The 14,141-nt window shown below is 49.7% G+C and carries 16 protein-coding genes; 11 read left to right on the top strand and 5 right to left on the bottom strand.

The features are described from left to right. Positions 1 to 86: 86 nt before the first annotated feature. Positions 87 to 617, top strand: a complete 531-nt coding sequence (gene soxR / locus AC3QL0_RS05075) for a redox-sensitive transcriptional activator SoxR (protein WP_493010361.1) — start codon at positions 87 to 89, stop codon at positions 615 to 617. On the opposite strand, the gene AC3QL0_RS05080 is transcribed toward soxR, so the two are convergent. The 3 genes from AC3QL0_RS05080 to AC3QL0_RS05090 are packed head-to-tail and all read right to left on the bottom strand — an operon-like array spanning position 582 to position 2,813. Continuing rightward, positions 582 to 1,748: an MFS transporter gene (locus AC3QL0_RS05080; RefSeq protein WP_493010362.1), complete on the bottom strand. Its 1,167-nt coding sequence runs from the start codon at positions 1,746 to 1,748 to the stop codon at positions 582 to 584. The two genes, soxR and AC3QL0_RS05080, sit on opposite strands and share 36 nt — an antisense overlap. A gap of 10 nt (positions 1,749 to 1,758) precedes the next feature. Next, positions 1,759 to 2,370, bottom strand: a complete 612-nt coding sequence (locus AC3QL0_RS05085; RefSeq protein ID WP_493010363.1) for a TetR/AcrR family transcriptional regulator — start codon at positions 2,368 to 2,370, stop codon at positions 1,759 to 1,761. After that, entirely contained in the window at positions 2,367 to 2,813 is a 447-nt protein-coding gene (locus tag AC3QL0_RS05090) for a hypothetical protein (RefSeq protein WP_493010364.1), read from the bottom strand. The genes AC3QL0_RS05085 and AC3QL0_RS05090 overlap by 4 nt, the downstream gene beginning before the upstream one ends. A gap of 156 nt (positions 2,814 to 2,969) precedes the next feature. Between AC3QL0_RS05090 and AC3QL0_RS05095 the strand changes: the two genes are divergently transcribed. The 5 genes from AC3QL0_RS05095 to AC3QL0_RS05115 are packed head-to-tail and all read left to right on the top strand — an operon-like array spanning position 2,970 to position 7,538. Further along, complete coding sequence (locus AC3QL0_RS05095) at positions 2,970 to 4,127, top strand: ABC transporter substrate-binding protein (RefSeq protein ID WP_493010365.1); 1,158 nt, start codon at positions 2,970 to 2,972, stop codon at positions 4,125 to 4,127. Then, the gene (locus tag AC3QL0_RS05100) at positions 4,127 to 5,044 is read left to right on the top strand and encodes a branched-chain amino acid ABC transporter permease (RefSeq protein ID WP_493010366.1); all 918 of its coding nucleotides are present in this window, start codon (positions 4,127 to 4,129) and stop codon (positions 5,042 to 5,044) included. Before AC3QL0_RS05095 ends, AC3QL0_RS05100 begins: the two co-directional genes overlap by 1 nt. 11 nt (positions 5,045 to 5,055) lie before the next feature. Continuing rightward, positions 5,056 to 6,081, top strand: a complete 1,026-nt coding sequence (locus tag AC3QL0_RS05105) for a branched-chain amino acid ABC transporter permease (protein WP_493010367.1) — start codon at positions 5,056 to 5,058, stop codon at positions 6,079 to 6,081. Beyond that, positions 6,078 to 6,824: an ABC transporter ATP-binding protein gene (locus AC3QL0_RS05110; RefSeq protein ID WP_493010368.1), complete on the top strand. Its 747-nt coding sequence runs from the start codon at positions 6,078 to 6,080 to the stop codon at positions 6,822 to 6,824. The genes AC3QL0_RS05105 and AC3QL0_RS05110 overlap by 4 nt, the downstream gene beginning before the upstream one ends. A 3-nt stretch (positions 6,825 to 6,827) precedes the next feature. Beyond that, positions 6,828 to 7,538 carry an ABC transporter ATP-binding protein gene (locus AC3QL0_RS05115; protein WP_493010369.1) on the top strand — a complete coding sequence of 237 codons (711 nt, stop codon included), beginning with the start codon at positions 6,828 to 6,830 and terminating at the stop codon, positions 7,536 to 7,538. A 65-nt stretch (positions 7,539 to 7,603) separates the two neighbouring features. On the opposite strand, the gene AC3QL0_RS05120 is transcribed toward AC3QL0_RS05115, so the two are convergent. After that, positions 7,604 to 8,272, bottom strand: coding sequence for a GntR family transcriptional regulator (locus AC3QL0_RS05120; protein ID WP_493010370.1), 669 nt, complete (start codon positions 8,270 to 8,272; stop codon positions 7,604 to 7,606). A 101-nt stretch (positions 8,273 to 8,373) separates the two neighbouring features. Then, the gene (locus tag AC3QL0_RS05125; protein WP_493010371.1) at positions 8,374 to 9,168 is read right to left on the bottom strand and encodes a sulfite exporter TauE/SafE family protein; all 795 of its coding nucleotides are present in this window, start codon (positions 9,166 to 9,168) and stop codon (positions 8,374 to 8,376) included. A 403-nt stretch (positions 9,169 to 9,571) separates the two neighbouring features. Here AC3QL0_RS05125 and AC3QL0_RS05130 point away from each other — a divergent pair, with 403 nt between their 5' ends. From AC3QL0_RS05130 to fucP, 5 genes are read left to right on the top strand one after another with little or no spacing between them, the layout of a single operon-like run. Beyond that, positions 9,572 to 10,849 carry an L-fuconate dehydratase gene (locus tag AC3QL0_RS05130; protein ID WP_493010372.1) on the top strand — a complete coding sequence of 426 codons (1,278 nt, stop codon included), beginning with the start codon at positions 9,572 to 9,574 and terminating at the stop codon, positions 10,847 to 10,849. Positions 10,850 to 10,863: 14 nt separating this feature from the next. Beyond that, complete coding sequence (locus AC3QL0_RS05135) at positions 10,864 to 11,724, top strand: amidohydrolase family protein (RefSeq protein WP_493010373.1); 861 nt, start codon at positions 10,864 to 10,866, stop codon at positions 11,722 to 11,724. A gap of 9 nt (positions 11,725 to 11,733) precedes the next feature. Beyond that, positions 11,734 to 12,510 (top strand): L-fucose dehydrogenase, encoded by a 777-nt coding sequence (locus AC3QL0_RS05140; RefSeq protein ID WP_493010374.1) that lies wholly within the window; start codon positions 11,734 to 11,736, stop codon positions 12,508 to 12,510. Between the two features lie 23 nt (positions 12,511 to 12,533). Continuing rightward, the gene (locus tag AC3QL0_RS05145; RefSeq protein ID WP_493010375.1) at positions 12,534 to 12,863 is read left to right on the top strand and encodes an L-rhamnose mutarotase; all 330 of its coding nucleotides are present in this window, start codon (positions 12,534 to 12,536) and stop codon (positions 12,861 to 12,863) included. A gap of 33 nt (positions 12,864 to 12,896) precedes the next feature. Then, complete coding sequence (gene fucP, locus AC3QL0_RS05150) at positions 12,897 to 14,138, top strand: L-fucose:H+ symporter permease (RefSeq protein ID WP_493010376.1); 1,242 nt, start codon at positions 12,897 to 12,899, stop codon at positions 14,136 to 14,138. Positions 14,139 to 14,141 lie beyond the last annotated feature (3 nt).

Here is a 14,141-nt window from a genome sequence, read left to right on the forward strand (position 1 = left end):
AATAAAAGGTAACAAGCGCATGTAGCCTTGTCTCTAGGTTTTAGTTGGAGTTACTATAAGACCTAAAGTTAACTTGAGGTCAAGCGATGCAAACCGCAAAAAAACAGGAAATACAACAGACTAGTGAGCGTTTTCTAACGGTGGGTGAAGTGGCCAATCGTAGTGGTGTTGCCGTCTCGGCCATACACTTTTATGAGAGCAAAGGGCTAATACACAGCGAGCGTGGTGCGAATAATCACCGGCGCTTTTCTGCGGTTACGTTGCGTTATGTGGCGATTATCAAAGTGGCGCAACGAGCGGGCCTATCATTAGAGGAAATCACACAAGCGTTTGGGCGTTTTCCGCATGGCAGCAAAATGAAAGCCGAGGAATGGCACCAGTTGTCTGGGCAGTGGCGAGAGGGGTTGGATGAGCGTATTGCACGCTTGACCCGCTTACGTGATGAGCTAGATAGCTGTATTGGTTGCGGGTGTTTGTCGCTAGAAAGTTGCCCCTTGCGTAACCCCTATGATGAGTTGGGTCAGTTGGGGCCGGGCGCTCATATCTTAGAACGCCCGGTAATAGACAAGCCGCGCGAGTGCTTAAATGCGGGAGATGGCGATTACGCCCAGCAGTAAGGCTGCAAAAAAGTAGGGCACACTGGGGCTCAAGCTGTACAGCAAGGTACCGGCAATGGGGCCTACTACCATGCCAAAACCTTGAGCAGCACCAATAGAACCAGCGGCTGCACCTTGTTCATGGGGTTCTACGGCATTAGAGGCTAACGCTGCAAAAGCCGGGAAAATGCAGCCCGTCCCTACAGAAACCACTAAGAAACTAGTGGCTAACATGCCTGTAGAAAGCGAAATGGCAGCTGAAGCGAAACCTAGCATCCCAATAACAGCGCCTATGCGGATGAGTTTCTTGGGTGGCCAGTTTAGTTGACGCACAGCAATTTGGGTCAAGATCAGGCCAACGCCTACCAGTGTGAGCGACGTGCCGGCGGCTTGTGCTGCTTCGGTGGGGGTTAGTCTTAATTGATCTATTGCAAAAAAACCAATGGTAATTTGAGCAATAGCCACACATAGCATGGCCACAAAAGCCACTGTCATAGGCCCGCGTAATCGAGGGTCATGCAAAGCAATAGCAGCACGGTTAGCGTGGGCTTGTGCTGCTTGCTTAGGTAGATAACGCCAGAGCATAAAGCTGGCTACTACTGGCAAGATAGCAATCAAGTACAACGGAGCAGCTAGGCTGTGATGGGTAAGGCTGGCGGCTAATGCTGGGCCCAGCACTAAACCAGCAGCATTGGCGGCTCCTAATGCTGCTAGGGTGGCTGTGCGTTGAGCGGGTTGTACATTATCAGCGACCAACGCTTGGCCTACGGTAGGAATGGTGGCATAAAACGCCCCCGTCACACTGCGGGCGAGCAACATACCCAAGAAAATAAGCACACTGGATGGCATAAATTGCAGCGATAGAATCAGTAGTGCACACATGGCTAAGTTGCTGAGTAAGAAGCCATTTACCCCTTGTAGCAGTACGGTTCGTCTACCGTGGTGATCACTGCGTTGTCCCCAGAGGCGAGCGGTGGCCATCCAGAGTACTCCACCAGCGGTAGCGATGGTGCCGGCTTGCCAGGGTGCCAAGCCAACGACGCTGGCGATAGGGCCTAATACGGCAATGAAAGCCATCATGGTCATACTGCACACCATGTTAGAAATCAGCAGGGGTTTGAAGTTGAATGCAGTTGAGGGCGTAGAGCTCATGAAGCGGGTATCACGAAATATTGAGGGTGAGCGCAGCGGAAAAGGAGCTGGCCAGTAGGTGCGCGAGGGCGGAGTGTTGCTGAGGTGTTTGGTTGGAAATTAGCGTATCGGCTAAGCCGTGCATGCTTTGAAACATCATAATAGCCATTTCTTGCGGATGGTCGCAATGCCATACGCCAGTGGCGTGGCCATCGAGTATGAGTTGCCGTAATTGATCAACGACCGGGTTGTTCTGCATTAAGGAGCGACTGGCGGGATGTATGTCATGAAACAGCATGTCGTGCAGCAGCTCTTGGTGAATTAAGCAGCCAAGTGCCGCGTCAAACCAATGCAGCAAGCGCTGTGCCCAATCGGCGTACGGTTGTTGTAGCGCGTGATGGGTGCGCTGGCAGAAATCATCAATAAAGCGCTGCTGTAGCGCCATGAGCAAAATGTCTTTAGAGCCGAAATGGACGTAGAACGTCCCTTTGGCTACATCAGCAGCAGCAACAATGTCATCCACACTTGTGTGCTGTATGCCTTTTTCCAAGAATAAAGCTTGGGCTGCATTCATCAGCTCCAGGCGGCGCTCTTTGGGGGCGCGGCGTCTGGGGCGTGATGTTGGGGTAGAAGGTAGATTCATGAACGCATTGCAGTTTGCAGGGCTGTCAGCGTGTGCTCCAGCGAATCTGCTTTGGGCAGTGGTTGCTTAAACACATGCTGTTCTAGCCAGACTAGTGATGAGGGGATGTCGGCAAAGGTTTGAGCGGGTACGCCAAACAGCTTTTCGGCATTCATTTTACTCTGCTTGGGGTAAAGGGCTTCAGGTACGACGCTTGCCATGCCAGTTACTTTCTCACGGATACTAGCTCCCCATTGTTGTAACCACTGTTTAGACTGCTGGGCAGAACCAGGTGGATGCACAAGAGAGTCGTCATCCATAAAAATGCGCAAGGTGGCAAAGTGTTCGTCTTGTTGCAGCCACTCAGCCCATTGTGCGAAGTGTTCATCATACTCTTCTACGGTGGCGGGGCCAGTTGCTACAGTGATGATTAAGGGCCAGTGGGATAGATCAGTTTTAAGCATAATAAACTCCTATATGATATAGATGAGAATGATAATGACTATCAGTCGGTAACGCAAGTGTTGTGATGAGTTTAAAAAATTCTTAATGAGTATCATTCTTGTCTCTAAAGACTGCTTATAATGCTGGGATATGCCTAAAAAGGAATAATGATGAAAATGAGAACAGTTTCACTGATGATCGGTTTGATGATGGCCTGCTCAGGCGTGCAAGCTGAAGAGGCTGTCAAAATCGGTTTTATGAGTGAATTGTCGGGGCCTCAAGCTGCATTGGGGCAGGACAAACTTGATGCCTTCATGATGCTGGTAGAGCAAAATGGCGGCAAGCTGGGTGGTGTGCCGGTTGAGGTCATCAAGCGTGATACTCAGTTGAAACCCGAAGTGGCTAACCAAATTGCTGATGAGCTCATCGAAAAAGAAAAAGTAGCCATCGTGACGGGGTTTTCATTCACCAACATTATGATGGCGGTAGCGAAGAAATTTGCAGATGCCAATGTCATCGTGATGAGTGCTAGTGCTGGCCCAGCACCGTTGGCTGGTGAGCAATGTGATCCTCATGTGTTTGTCATGAGCAAGCAGAATGATCAGTTTGCTGAAACCATGGGTGTGTATGCCAAGAATCAAGGCTACGAACGCGTCATTACGCTGGCACCAAACTATCAAGCGGGCAAAGACTTTGTGCGTGGCTTTAAAGTGGCCTATGCCACTGAGCTGCAAGACGAAATCTATACACCATTGAATCAGTTGGATTTCTCTACCGAAATCTCTCGTATCATGGCCGAGCAGCCCGATGCCGTGTACGTGTTTTATCCCGGTGGTTTGGGTGTAAGTTTTGTACGAGCCTACCAGCAATCGGGTTTGATGGGCCGCATTCCCTTGATGAGTGTTTCTACAGTAGATGGTACAACCTTGCCTGCGCTTAAAGGTTCGGCTGTGGGTGTACTCAGTGCATCTGATTGGGGCCCTGACTTAGATAACGCGGCTAACCATCAGTTTGTACAAGACTTTACCGAGAAGTACGGTCGTATTCCTTCAGAGTACGCCGCACAATCTTACGATGCTGCTAGATTGTTAGATTCTGCGCTGACAAAAGTAGAAGGCAATGTGGAAAACACTGAAGCTCTGCAAGCGGCTATCAAAGCAGCTGAGTTTGAGTCGGTGCGCGGTAATTTCAGATTCAACACTAACAACTACCCCATACAAGATTTTTATGTCTTTGAGGTAGTGAATCAAGATGGTGATACCACCTTGAAGACAGTGGCCAAAACCTTGACGGATGCCAAGGATGGTTATTACCAGGCGTGCCCGATGCAGTGATGTTTTGGAATCTCTTTTTTTCGCAGCTGCTCAATGGCGTACAGTTGGGCATGCTGCTGTTTCTTTTTGCTGCAGGTCTGACCCTGGTGTTGGGGATCATGAATTTCGTGAACCTCAGCCATGGGTCTTTCTACATGATGGGCGCCTACTTTTCGGCCACCACTTTTGCGCACACAGACTCATTCGTGTTGGCGGGGTTGGCAGGGGTAGGGGGAACCATGTTGTTGGCCATGGCGCTAGAGTTCGTTGCGTTGCGACGCTTGTATGCGCGAGAACACTTGGATCAAGTGTTGGCCACACTGGGCTTAATCCTGTTTTTCAATGAAACAGCTCGCATGATTTGGGGCGCCCAGCCCTTTTTTGCTAGCGTGCCAGAGTGGGCCAATGGTGCTGTCAGTATTTTCGGCATGTTCTACCCCATCTATCGTTTGTTGATTATTGCGATGGGTCTAGCAGTAGCGGCACTGATTTATTGGTTAATACATCGCACGAAGGTAGGTATGTTGGTGCGCGCCAGCTCTACACACGTGGATATCGTGTCGGCGTTGGGCGTGAATGCCAAGCTCTTGAATACCTTACTGTTCAGTGTAGGGGCAGGGCTTGCTGCGCTGGCTGGATGGCTAGTGGGGCCTATTGTGTCCGTGCAGTCCGGTATGGGCGATAACGTGCTGATTTTGGCCTTGGTGGTCATTGTGATTGGCGGCATAGGCTCCATACGTGGTGCATTTTATGCGGCGCTGATTATTGGCATTGTGGATACGATGGGCCGTGCGTATATGGCTCAAATCCTGCGTGGATTCTTAGAGCGTAGTGTGGCTGATGCGGCTGGGCCTGCGTTAGCGTCTATGTTGATTTATTTGTTTATGGCTATTGTGCTCGCGTTTAAACCGCATGGGCTGTTTCCGGTCAAGCGTTAAGGATATCTATCATGACATCACCTTCGCGAGACAAGCCGTGCTGCGGTGGCAGTACTTTCTTTGGTTTTTTGCCTGAGTCCCTTCAGTGGCGATCTGTGCGTACTATCGCTGCGGTGTTGCTGATTGCGGTGTTGCTGATTGTGCCGATGGTATCGCAGTGGTTGGGGCAGAGCTTCTATCTGACCTTGGCTACGCGTATTGTTATTTTTGCGATTGTGGCCAGTGGGTTGAACCTGATTTTAGGTTTTGGCGGACTGGTAAGCATGGGGCACGCCATGTTTGTGGGTATAGGTGCTTATGTGGTGGGCATCAGCAGTTTCCACGGTTTGCAAGATGGTTGGATGCAGTTGGGGTTGGCGATGCTGATCACCATAGGAGTTTCAGCGATAACGGGGCTGGTGTCTTTGCGCACGCGCGGTATAGGGTTCATTATGATTACCCTAGCGTTTGGGCAAATGTTCTATTTCTTGTTTGTGAGTCTTAAGCAATATGGCGGCGATGATGGCCTGTTGATAGAGCAGCGTAGTCAGTTTGCTTTCTTGCCTGATTTGAATAACAGAGTAGCGCTATATTACGTCACGGTGGTTGTGCTGTTGATGGTGATGTTCTTGGTGTGGCGTGTAGTGCATAGTCGCTTTGGCTATGTGTTGCGAGGTTTTCAAGCCAATGAGCAACGTATGGTTGCGGCAGGCTTTCCGCGTTTGCGTTATCAGTTATCCGCTTATGTGGCATCGGCTGTGATTTGTGCGATAGCCGGTGCACTACTGGCTAATTTGACGTTGTTTGCATCCCCTTCTTACTTGTCGTGGCAAGCCTCTGGTGACTCTGTGCTGATGATTGTGTTGGGCGGCATGGGTACTGTCATGGGGCCTTTATTAGGTACGGCAGTGTTCTTGTTGTTGGAAGAGGCCTTATCGGGCATGACGCAGCACTGGATGGCATGGATAGGCTTGTTTATCTTCCTGATTGCATTGTTCTCTCGTAAAGGGTTGTGGGGGGCGTTAATAGGGCTGTCCTCTAAGGGGGGAAAGTCATGAGCTCTTTACTTACCGTGCACGGGTTGCAGAAGCGTTTTGGCGGTTTAGTTGCTACCGACGATGTGTCGTTAGAGCTTAAAACTGGCGAGTGTCATGCGTTGATAGGCCCTAATGGTGCAGGCAAAACCACCTTGATGGGTTTGCTAGTGGGTGAGCTTAAACCTGATGCGGGCACTATACATTTTCAGGGTAATGACATTACCTCATTAGCGGTGCACCAGCGCTCTTTGCAGGGTATTGCGCGTTCGTACCAAATTACACAGTTGCTCAAAGGCTTTAGTGTGCTGGAAAACGTCATGATGATGATTCTGGCGCGTACAGGGTCAGCGTGGCAGGTGTTCAAGCCAGTAAGAAAAAACCAAGCAGTGAGCGATGAGGCAATGATCGCGTTGCAGCAAGTGGGGCTGGCTCAGCGCGCGCATGATGATGTGATGGCGTTGGCGCACGGCGAGCATAGACAGTTAGAACTCGCCATGGCGTTAGCGATGAAACCTACGCTGTTGCTATTGGATGAGCCTTTGGCTGGGATGAGTCGTTCAGAATCTCAGCAAATGATTGCCTTGCTGCAAGAGTTAAAAGGCCAGTACAGCATCTTAATGGTAGAGCACGATATGGAGGCGGTATTCCAGTTAGCCGATCGTATTTCCGTATTGGTGTATGGCCGCATTATTGCCTGCGATAGCCCGCAAGCTATACGCCAGAATGAAGCGGTGAACTGTGCGTATTTGGGTGACGAGGAATAGGGCATGGCGACTTTGTTAAACGTGGATGATGCGCACGCTAGCTACGGCAGTAGTCATGTGCTGCACGGTGTGAGCCTTGCATTGCAAGAGGGAGAGGTGCTTACCTTATTGGGCCGTAATGGTATGGGTAAAAGCACGCTGTTGAAATGCATCATGGGTTTACTGCCATTGCAACAAGGTGTTATTAGCTTTTTAGGAAAGCGCACTCACAAACTGGCTGCTTTTGAGGTGGCGCGGTTGGGTGTAGGGTATGTGCCTGAAGGCAGGCAAATTTTCCCTACCTTGAATGTGGAAGAAAACTTAGTGGCCACGGCGGCGAATAGGCATGGTGCAAAGCCAGTATTCGATTTGCAGCGCATCTACGAATTTTTCCCACGGCTGGAAGAGCGCCGCAACAACATGGGTAATCAGTTGTCAGGAGGCGAGCAGCAAATGTTGGCAATCGGTAGGGCGTTGATGACCAACCCTAAACTTTTAATCTTGGATGAGGCAACTGAGGGCTTAGCGCCTTTGGTACGCGCTGAGATCTGGCGGGTCTTGGGTGAGTTAAAGCAGACAGGGTTGGCGATGATTATCGTAGATAAGAATCTAAAACCACTGTTGGCGTTAGCTAACCAGCATGTGGTGCTGGAAAAGGGGTATGTGGTGTGGTCAGGAAGCAGCCAAGCCTTACAAGATAATAGGGTGATGGTAGAGCAATACCTGGGGGTATAGTGCCTAGATGGTGAATAAAAAAGCCTGAACTGAGTTCAGGCTTTTTTATATATAGGGTGCAGCATTTATTCGTCAATTTCTTCGCCTAACAGTGCTATGCGTGCTTTTTGGGCTTCACGGATATGCAGAGCAGCGGCATCGCTAGCGGCTTGGCTGTCACGAGCAATAATGGCATTGATGATGTTGCGGTGCTCTTGTATGACTTGTTGGGCGCGGCCTTGTACTTCAAAGGTGGTCTTACCCAGCAAAATCATGGAATCACGGATAGAGTTCAGTGATTTAAGCAAATAACGATTGTGTGCAGCGTAGGCCAGCGCATGGTGAAAAATGCGGTTGTGACGCGCTTGCTCAGCAGGTGTAGTGGCTGCTTCGTAGCGTTTCATGATCTCGTTTAACGAATAGATCTCAGCGTCGCTCGCATGTTTGGCGGCTAAGCCTGCTGCTGTGCTTTCTAGCACGACGCGCATATCGTAAAGTTCCATGACTTCCTGATAGCCTAAACGAGTGATTTGCATGCCGCTATATGGCGCACTGGTGAGTAAGCCTGCTGTTTCCAGGCGTCGTAGTGCCTCGCGTACAGGCGTGCGGCTCATTTTGAGCCATGTGGCAATTTCTACCTCGGTAATGCGGTGGCCCGGTTTGAGCGCGCCTTCGCGTATACCGTCTAGGATTTTTTGATAAGCCAGTTCAGATCTGGAAGTGCGATCGTCTGATAGATCATGTGAATCGGTCATGGGGGAGGCGGCTGACGCAGTCATGTATCAAATAGCCCATAGGGCTTAATTGTGTAGTCAGGCTATTGTAGGGGGCTTGGCCTTAAAAGCAAAAGCACGCGTTAACGTAAAAGCAGTACAACCGCCACAACCGTACACACTACGGCAAAAAGGCGTTGCCATAGTGGGGCGGGAATACGGGGTGCAATCAGACGGCCACCCACCATCCCCATGATGGTGCACCAAATAAATAGCCATTGTAGGGCAGTGATGGATAAGCCCTTGGTGAACGCGGAAACCACCGTGGTGGCAGAAACTAGAGCAATCACCATCAATGAGGTGGGGACGATGTTATCCATCTTAGCGGTGCTGAAATAAGCCAGCGCAGGAACAATAATGAATCCACCACCGATGCCGAGCAAGCCAGTAAAAAAACCAGACACTGCACCTATACCCGTCAATGTGATCACGGTGGCCGGTGTCCAGATAAATTTACCGTTGTGGGGTGAGAGCGTACAGGTTTTATGTGGCAGTAGTCCGGTGTCATTCATGGGGAGTCGCTGCTGTCGTGTGGCTTGATGCCACATCCGTAAGGCCACCAGAAACAGCACAATGGCAAAACAGATATTCAACCAATCTGGATTGGTGACCTGTGCCACCTTTAAACCGAAGGGGGCAGTTAACCCTCCAGCCACAGCCATGAGTATGGCGGCTTTGTAGCGTACATTGCCTTGGCGTAAGGCTTGTAACGCACCCACTAAAGCGGCGGCACCTACTGCAATTAAGGCGATGGGAGCCGCTTGAGGCAGCGTTAAACCTAAACCAAATATCAGGGCAGGTACCGCCAAAATGCCACCGCCTGCGCCAGTTAAGCCCAGCGAAAGTCCAATAATCAGCCCTAAAAGAATAGACCACATATTCTAAATTTCTAAAAGAAATAAACTTATATTAATAAATAATATGATAAGTGATGTAAAGCGCTTTGGCGAGGAGAGATGGCTGTCATTTCAATGCTTTGCTGGTTAGCAAGAAAGAAAAATTGCAAAAAAAAAATTACAGCGTCGAGAGAACGCATGATTCGTCGTGCGTGATCACGACAAAAATAGCTAGGGGTTTGCCCTTGTATTTGAATTTCAGCCCCTACAATCGCTGGAATTTTTTTTAGCCATATGCTTTTATATAAAAAAGTAACTTTCATTTATGAATTTTTGTTTAGGAGTAAATGAAATTTGCAGCGCGCTTAGAAGAATGAAATGGGTGGTTCAAACAAGCTCTAAGCAGTAGTGGTGGTTCGTATTAATCGTCAGGATGAAGTAAGTAATGACAAAAATTACCTCAATGGAAGTGCGGGATATCCGCTTCCCTACGTCAGACAATCTGGATGGCTCTGATGCCATGAACTTGGATCCGGATTACTCGGCAGCCTATGTGGTACTACATACCGATACGGCTGGGCTAGAAGGTCATGGGTTGACCTTTACTATCGGCCGCGGTAACGACATTTGTTGTGCCGCAATCAGGGCTATGGAACATCTGGTAGTAGGGCTGGATTTGGCATGGGTGGCAGAAGATATGGGACGCTTTTGGCGTCATATCACCAGCGACAGCCAATTGCGTTGGATTGGTCCAGATAAAGGGGCGATTCATTTGGCGACGGGTGCTGTGGTCAATGCCATGTGGGATCTATGGGCGAAATCCGAAGGCAAACCTGTATGGCGCTTAGTGGCCGATATGAGCCCCGAAGAAATCGTCAAACTCATTGACTTTCGCTACATCACCGACTGCATTACGCCAGAAGAAGCACTAGAGCTGTTGCGTAGTCGTGGTCAAGGCAAAGCAGAGCGCATCGCCGACTTGGAACAAAATGGTTACCCCTGCTACACCACGTCAGCGGGTTGGTTAGGCTATGACGACGCAAAGTTACGTCGCTTGGCGCAAGAGGCTGTTGATGCCGGTTTCGACTACGTGAAATTAAAAGTAGGGCGCGATCTGGAGGACGATAAACGTCGTCTGCGTATTGCTCGTGAAGTGCTGGGTGAGCGCAACTTAATGATTGATGCCAATCAGGTGTGGGAAGTGAACCAAGCTATTGATTGGCTGGATCAGTTGGCCTTTGCTAAACCGTGGTTCATTGAAGAGCCTACTAGTCCAGATGACATTGCAGGTCACCGAAAAATTCGTGAAGCCATGAAAGGCAAAATGCAGGTGGCTACGGGTGAAATGTGCCAGAACCGCATCATGTTCAAGCAGTTGATTATGGAAGGTGCGATTGATGTGGTGCAAATTGATGCCTGCCGTTTGGGCGGTGTTAATGAGGTGTTGGCGGTGATGCTGATGGCGGCCAAATACAACCTGAAAGTATGTCCTCATGCTGGCGGGGTAGGGTTGTGCGAGTACGTGCAGCATTTGTCCATGATCGACTACGTGTGCATTGCCGGTACCAAAGAGGGGCGTGTAATCGAATTTGTGGATCACTTGCACGAGCATTTTGTGGACCCGTGCCGCATTAAGAATGCTGCCTATGTGGCGCCTACCATGCCAGGTTATTCCATTGAAATGAAACGTACTTCTATTGATCAGTACGAGTTCAAAGGCTAAGTAGGAGTAGCAACGTGAGAATAGATGCGCATCAGCATTTTTGGTCTTTTGATCCTGCTCAGTTTCCGTGGATTAGTACGGAGATGGCAGTGTTAAGGCGCGACTACCACGTTGCTCAGGCCGTTGCACTACTGGATGCACACGGTTTTGACAGTGTGGTTGCGGTGCAGGCTCGCGCTGACTGGAAGGAGAATGAGTGGCTGCTTGCAGTGGCCAAGCAGTCTTCGCGTATCGCTGGTGTGGTGGGATGGGCTGATTTGTGCCATGACGCAGCGCATGCCAAGTTGGACGAATTCTTAAGCCAGCCCGAGAGTGTGGGAGTAAGAGCCATGTTGCAAGACATGGCTGACCCTGCATTAGTGCTTCAGAGCAGTATTTTCAATGATTACGTTAAGCAGATTCAACAGCAAGGGCAGGTTTATGAGCTGTTATTGCGTCACGATCAGCTAGACGGATCGGTCGCTTTTAGTCAAAGAAATGACCGCCATGTGTTGGTGGTAGACCATTTGGCTAAACCAGATTATCAAGCTGGCTTAGCGTCAGAGCAAGGCCGTCGATGGCAGCAATATTTTCACCTGTTGGGTGACTTGCCGCATGTTTATGTGAAGGTCTCAGGCCTATTGACGGAGGTGGGGGCATCGACGCTTGAACGCACAGAGCACATTGATGCACTTTTTCATCCGTTTTTGGATGTGGCACTAGAGTGTTTTGGGGCACAGCGATTGGTGTTTGGTAGTGACTGGCCTGTAGCGCATTTATGTGGTGGTTATGACGCGGGACTGGGCGTGATTGAGCGCTGGGCGAAAGCGCGGTTGTCTATAACGGAAGCTGAACAGTTGTTTGGTGGCAATGCGCAGCGTCTTTATTCAAGGTAGGGCAAAACGATGGATTTACATTTAACAAACAAAGTGGTGATTGTGACTGGGGGAGCCTCGGGAATAGGTGGTGCGATTTCCGCTCAGTTATTGCGTGAAGGGGCAAGGGTGGTGATTTTCGCGCGTTCGCCAATCAGTGCCGAGATGCAGCAAGTATTTGCTGAAACTGGTGAGTCACCGGTGTTGTATCAGCTTGATTTGCGCGATGAGGCCGCTTGCACCAAGGCGGTAAATGAGGTGATTGCTACGCAAGGACGTATTGACGCCTTGGTGAATAACGCCGGTATCAATGATGGGGTTGGATTGGATGCAGGTCGTGAGGCCTTTATGGCTTCACTGGAAAGCAACTTAATCCACTGTTATGTGATGGCGCATTTGTGTGTGGAAGAGTTAAAGCGTAATCAGGGTGTCATCTTAAATATTTCCTCTAAAACTGCGGTGACGGGGCAGGGTAATACAAGTGGGTATTGTGCATCTAAAGGAGCGCAGTTGGCATTGACGCGTGAATGGGCTGCTGCGTTGGCACCATATGGCGTGCGGGTAAATGCAATTTTACCAGCCGAAGTGATGACGCCGTTGTATGAGCGCTGGTTGCAAAGCTTTGACGACCCTGAGGCGGCCAAGGTCAATATCACGCGTCATATTCCCTTGGGTCAACGTATGACTACAGCAGAGGAAATTGCTGACACCGCCGTGTTTTTGTTGTCGTCTAGAGCGTCACACACAACGGGGCAGTGGGTGGTTCCAGATGGCGGCTATGTGCATTTAGACCGTTCGCTTACCTAGTCGAGGTGTGTATGAGAACGTGCATGATGTTGGATTTGAAAGACGACGAGCAACTCATACAAGAGTACGAGTGTTGGCACCAGCAGGTATGGCCAGAAGTGCAGGCACAGTTTTCTGAGTACGGCGTGTTAAGCATTGATATTTATCGTTTAGGCACTCGTTTGTGCATGGTGATGGAGACCGACGATACGAGTTTTGATGCGGCAGCATTTCAGCAAGCACAGCATAGCAACAGCCGAGTACAGGAGTGGGAGCGTTTGATGTGGCGTTTTCAAGCCCCTACACCGTGGACTCCAGAGGGTGAAAAGTGGGTACAAGCGCACTGCATTTATCAGTTCAACGCTGAGCGCTAAGCACTTACCAAAAGATTATCGTAGAGGTGGACAGTGAGTAATGATCAAGCAGGACAAGGTGTAAACCACGTGCAAGGCGGCTCGTACAGAGTGGCTCTGATTTTAATTACCAGCTTGTTTTTTATGTGGGGCTTGTCGTATGGCTTGCTTGATGTGCTGAATAAGCATTTTCAAGAAGCTCTAGAGCTAAGTAAGGCGCAGTCAGGATTATTGCAGGCGGCGTATTTCGGTGCTTATTTTATTGTGGCTGTACCGGCTGCGATTTTTATGGAGCGCTTCGGTTATAAGCCAGGGATTTTATTGGGTTTAGGGCTGTTCGCAGTAGGTGCCTTGCTCTTCATTCCTGCTTCTGGTGCGGCAAGTTTTGCCTTGTTTTTGTTTGCCTTGTTTGTGTTGGCGTCAGGGCTGGGGTGTTTGGAAACAGCGGCCAACCCGTATGCCACGATTTTGGGTAGCGAGGAAGGCGCAGCACGTAGGTTGAATCTGGCGCAGTCATTTAATGGCTTGGGAAGTTTTGTTGGCCCATTGATTGGTGGCACATTTTTCTTCAGTACGGCCGCAAACGAGGCAACAGGTGCTATGACAGAAGTGGCAGGGTTTGATGGGGTGCGTATCACCTATATTGCGATTGCTGCTGTAGTGGTGATTCTTGCACTATTGATTGCGCGTATTCCTTTGCCGGATATACGGGAGTCTGATACCAATGTGCAGACGCAATCCTTGCCGTTAAGCCAACAGCGCCATTATGTAAATGGCGTGATTACCTTGTTTTTCTATGTGGCAGCACAAGTGGGTTTAGGGGCGTTTTTCATCAATTACGCCATGGATCATTGGGGCAGTATGACGGCGTCTAAAGCATCGTATTGGTTATCGGTGGCCATGCTTTGCTATATGGTGGGGCGCTTTGTTAGCACCGCTCTGATGAAAGTGATAGCACCACGTGTGTTGCTGGCATGGTATGCCTTCGTGAATGTGGTCTTGATGGGGGTTGTGGTGAGCGGCATCCCCGTGTGGTCGGTCATCGCGCTAGTGTTGGCATTTTTATTTATGTCTATTATGTTCCCCACGATTTTTGCGCTGAGTTTAGAGCGACTGGGTAGCCGTACTAAGCGGGGATCATCGTATTTGATTATGGCCATTGTGGGTGGTGCCATTGCGCCATCGCTGATGGGGTGGATTGCGGATAACAGTTCAATTGAGCAAGCGTTTTGGTTGCCGTTGGGTTGTTTTGTCATCGTGTTTTGGTTCGCAAAACGAGGTAGTCAGTTAGTTTAAGTA

It is taken from the genome of Paenalcaligenes sp. GW821-LYS-B07-1, from assembly GCF_058803365.1.

Coding starts and splice junctions, on each gene's coding strand:
- AC3QL0_RS05145 (WP_493010375.1), top strand. CDS start 12,534: ATGATGTTGGATTTGAAAGACGACGAGCAACTCATACAAGAGTACGAG.
- AC3QL0_RS05105 (WP_493010367.1), top strand. CDS start 5,056: ATGACATCACCTTCGCGAGACAAGCCGTGCTGCGGTGGCAGTACTTTC.
- soxR (WP_493010361.1), top strand. CDS start 87: ATGCAAACCGCAAAAAAACAGGAAATACAACAGACTAGTGAGCGTTTT.
- AC3QL0_RS05140 (WP_493010374.1), top strand. CDS start 11,734: ATGGATTTACATTTAACAAACAAAGTGGTGATTGTGACTGGGGGAGCC.
- AC3QL0_RS05120 (WP_493010370.1), bottom strand. CDS start 8,272: ATGACCGATTCACATGATCTATCAGACGATCGCACTTCCAGATCTGAA.
- AC3QL0_RS05100 (WP_493010366.1), top strand. CDS start 4,127: ATGTTTTGGAATCTCTTTTTTTCGCAGCTGCTCAATGGCGTACAGTTG.
- AC3QL0_RS05080 (WP_493010362.1), bottom strand. CDS start 1,748: ATGAGCTCTACGCCCTCAACTGCATTCAACTTCAAACCCCTGCTGATT.
- AC3QL0_RS05130 (WP_493010372.1), top strand. CDS start 9,572: ATGACAAAAATTACCTCAATGGAAGTGCGGGATATCCGCTTCCCTACG.
- AC3QL0_RS05125 (WP_493010371.1), bottom strand. CDS start 9,168: ATGTGGTCTATTCTTTTAGGGCTGATTATTGGACTTTCGCTGGGCTTA.
- AC3QL0_RS05095 (WP_493010365.1), top strand. CDS start 2,970: ATGAGAACAGTTTCACTGATGATCGGTTTGATGATGGCCTGCTCAGGC.
- AC3QL0_RS05090 (WP_493010364.1), bottom strand. CDS start 2,813: ATGCTTAAAACTGATCTATCCCACTGGCCCTTAATCATCACTGTAGCA.
- AC3QL0_RS05110 (WP_493010368.1), top strand. CDS start 6,078: ATGAGCTCTTTACTTACCGTGCACGGGTTGCAGAAGCGTTTTGGCGGT.
- AC3QL0_RS05085 (WP_493010363.1), bottom strand. CDS start 2,370: ATGAATCTACCTTCTACCCCAACATCACGCCCCAGACGCCGCGCCCCC.
- AC3QL0_RS05115 (WP_493010369.1), top strand. CDS start 6,828: ATGGCGACTTTGTTAAACGTGGATGATGCGCACGCTAGCTACGGCAGT.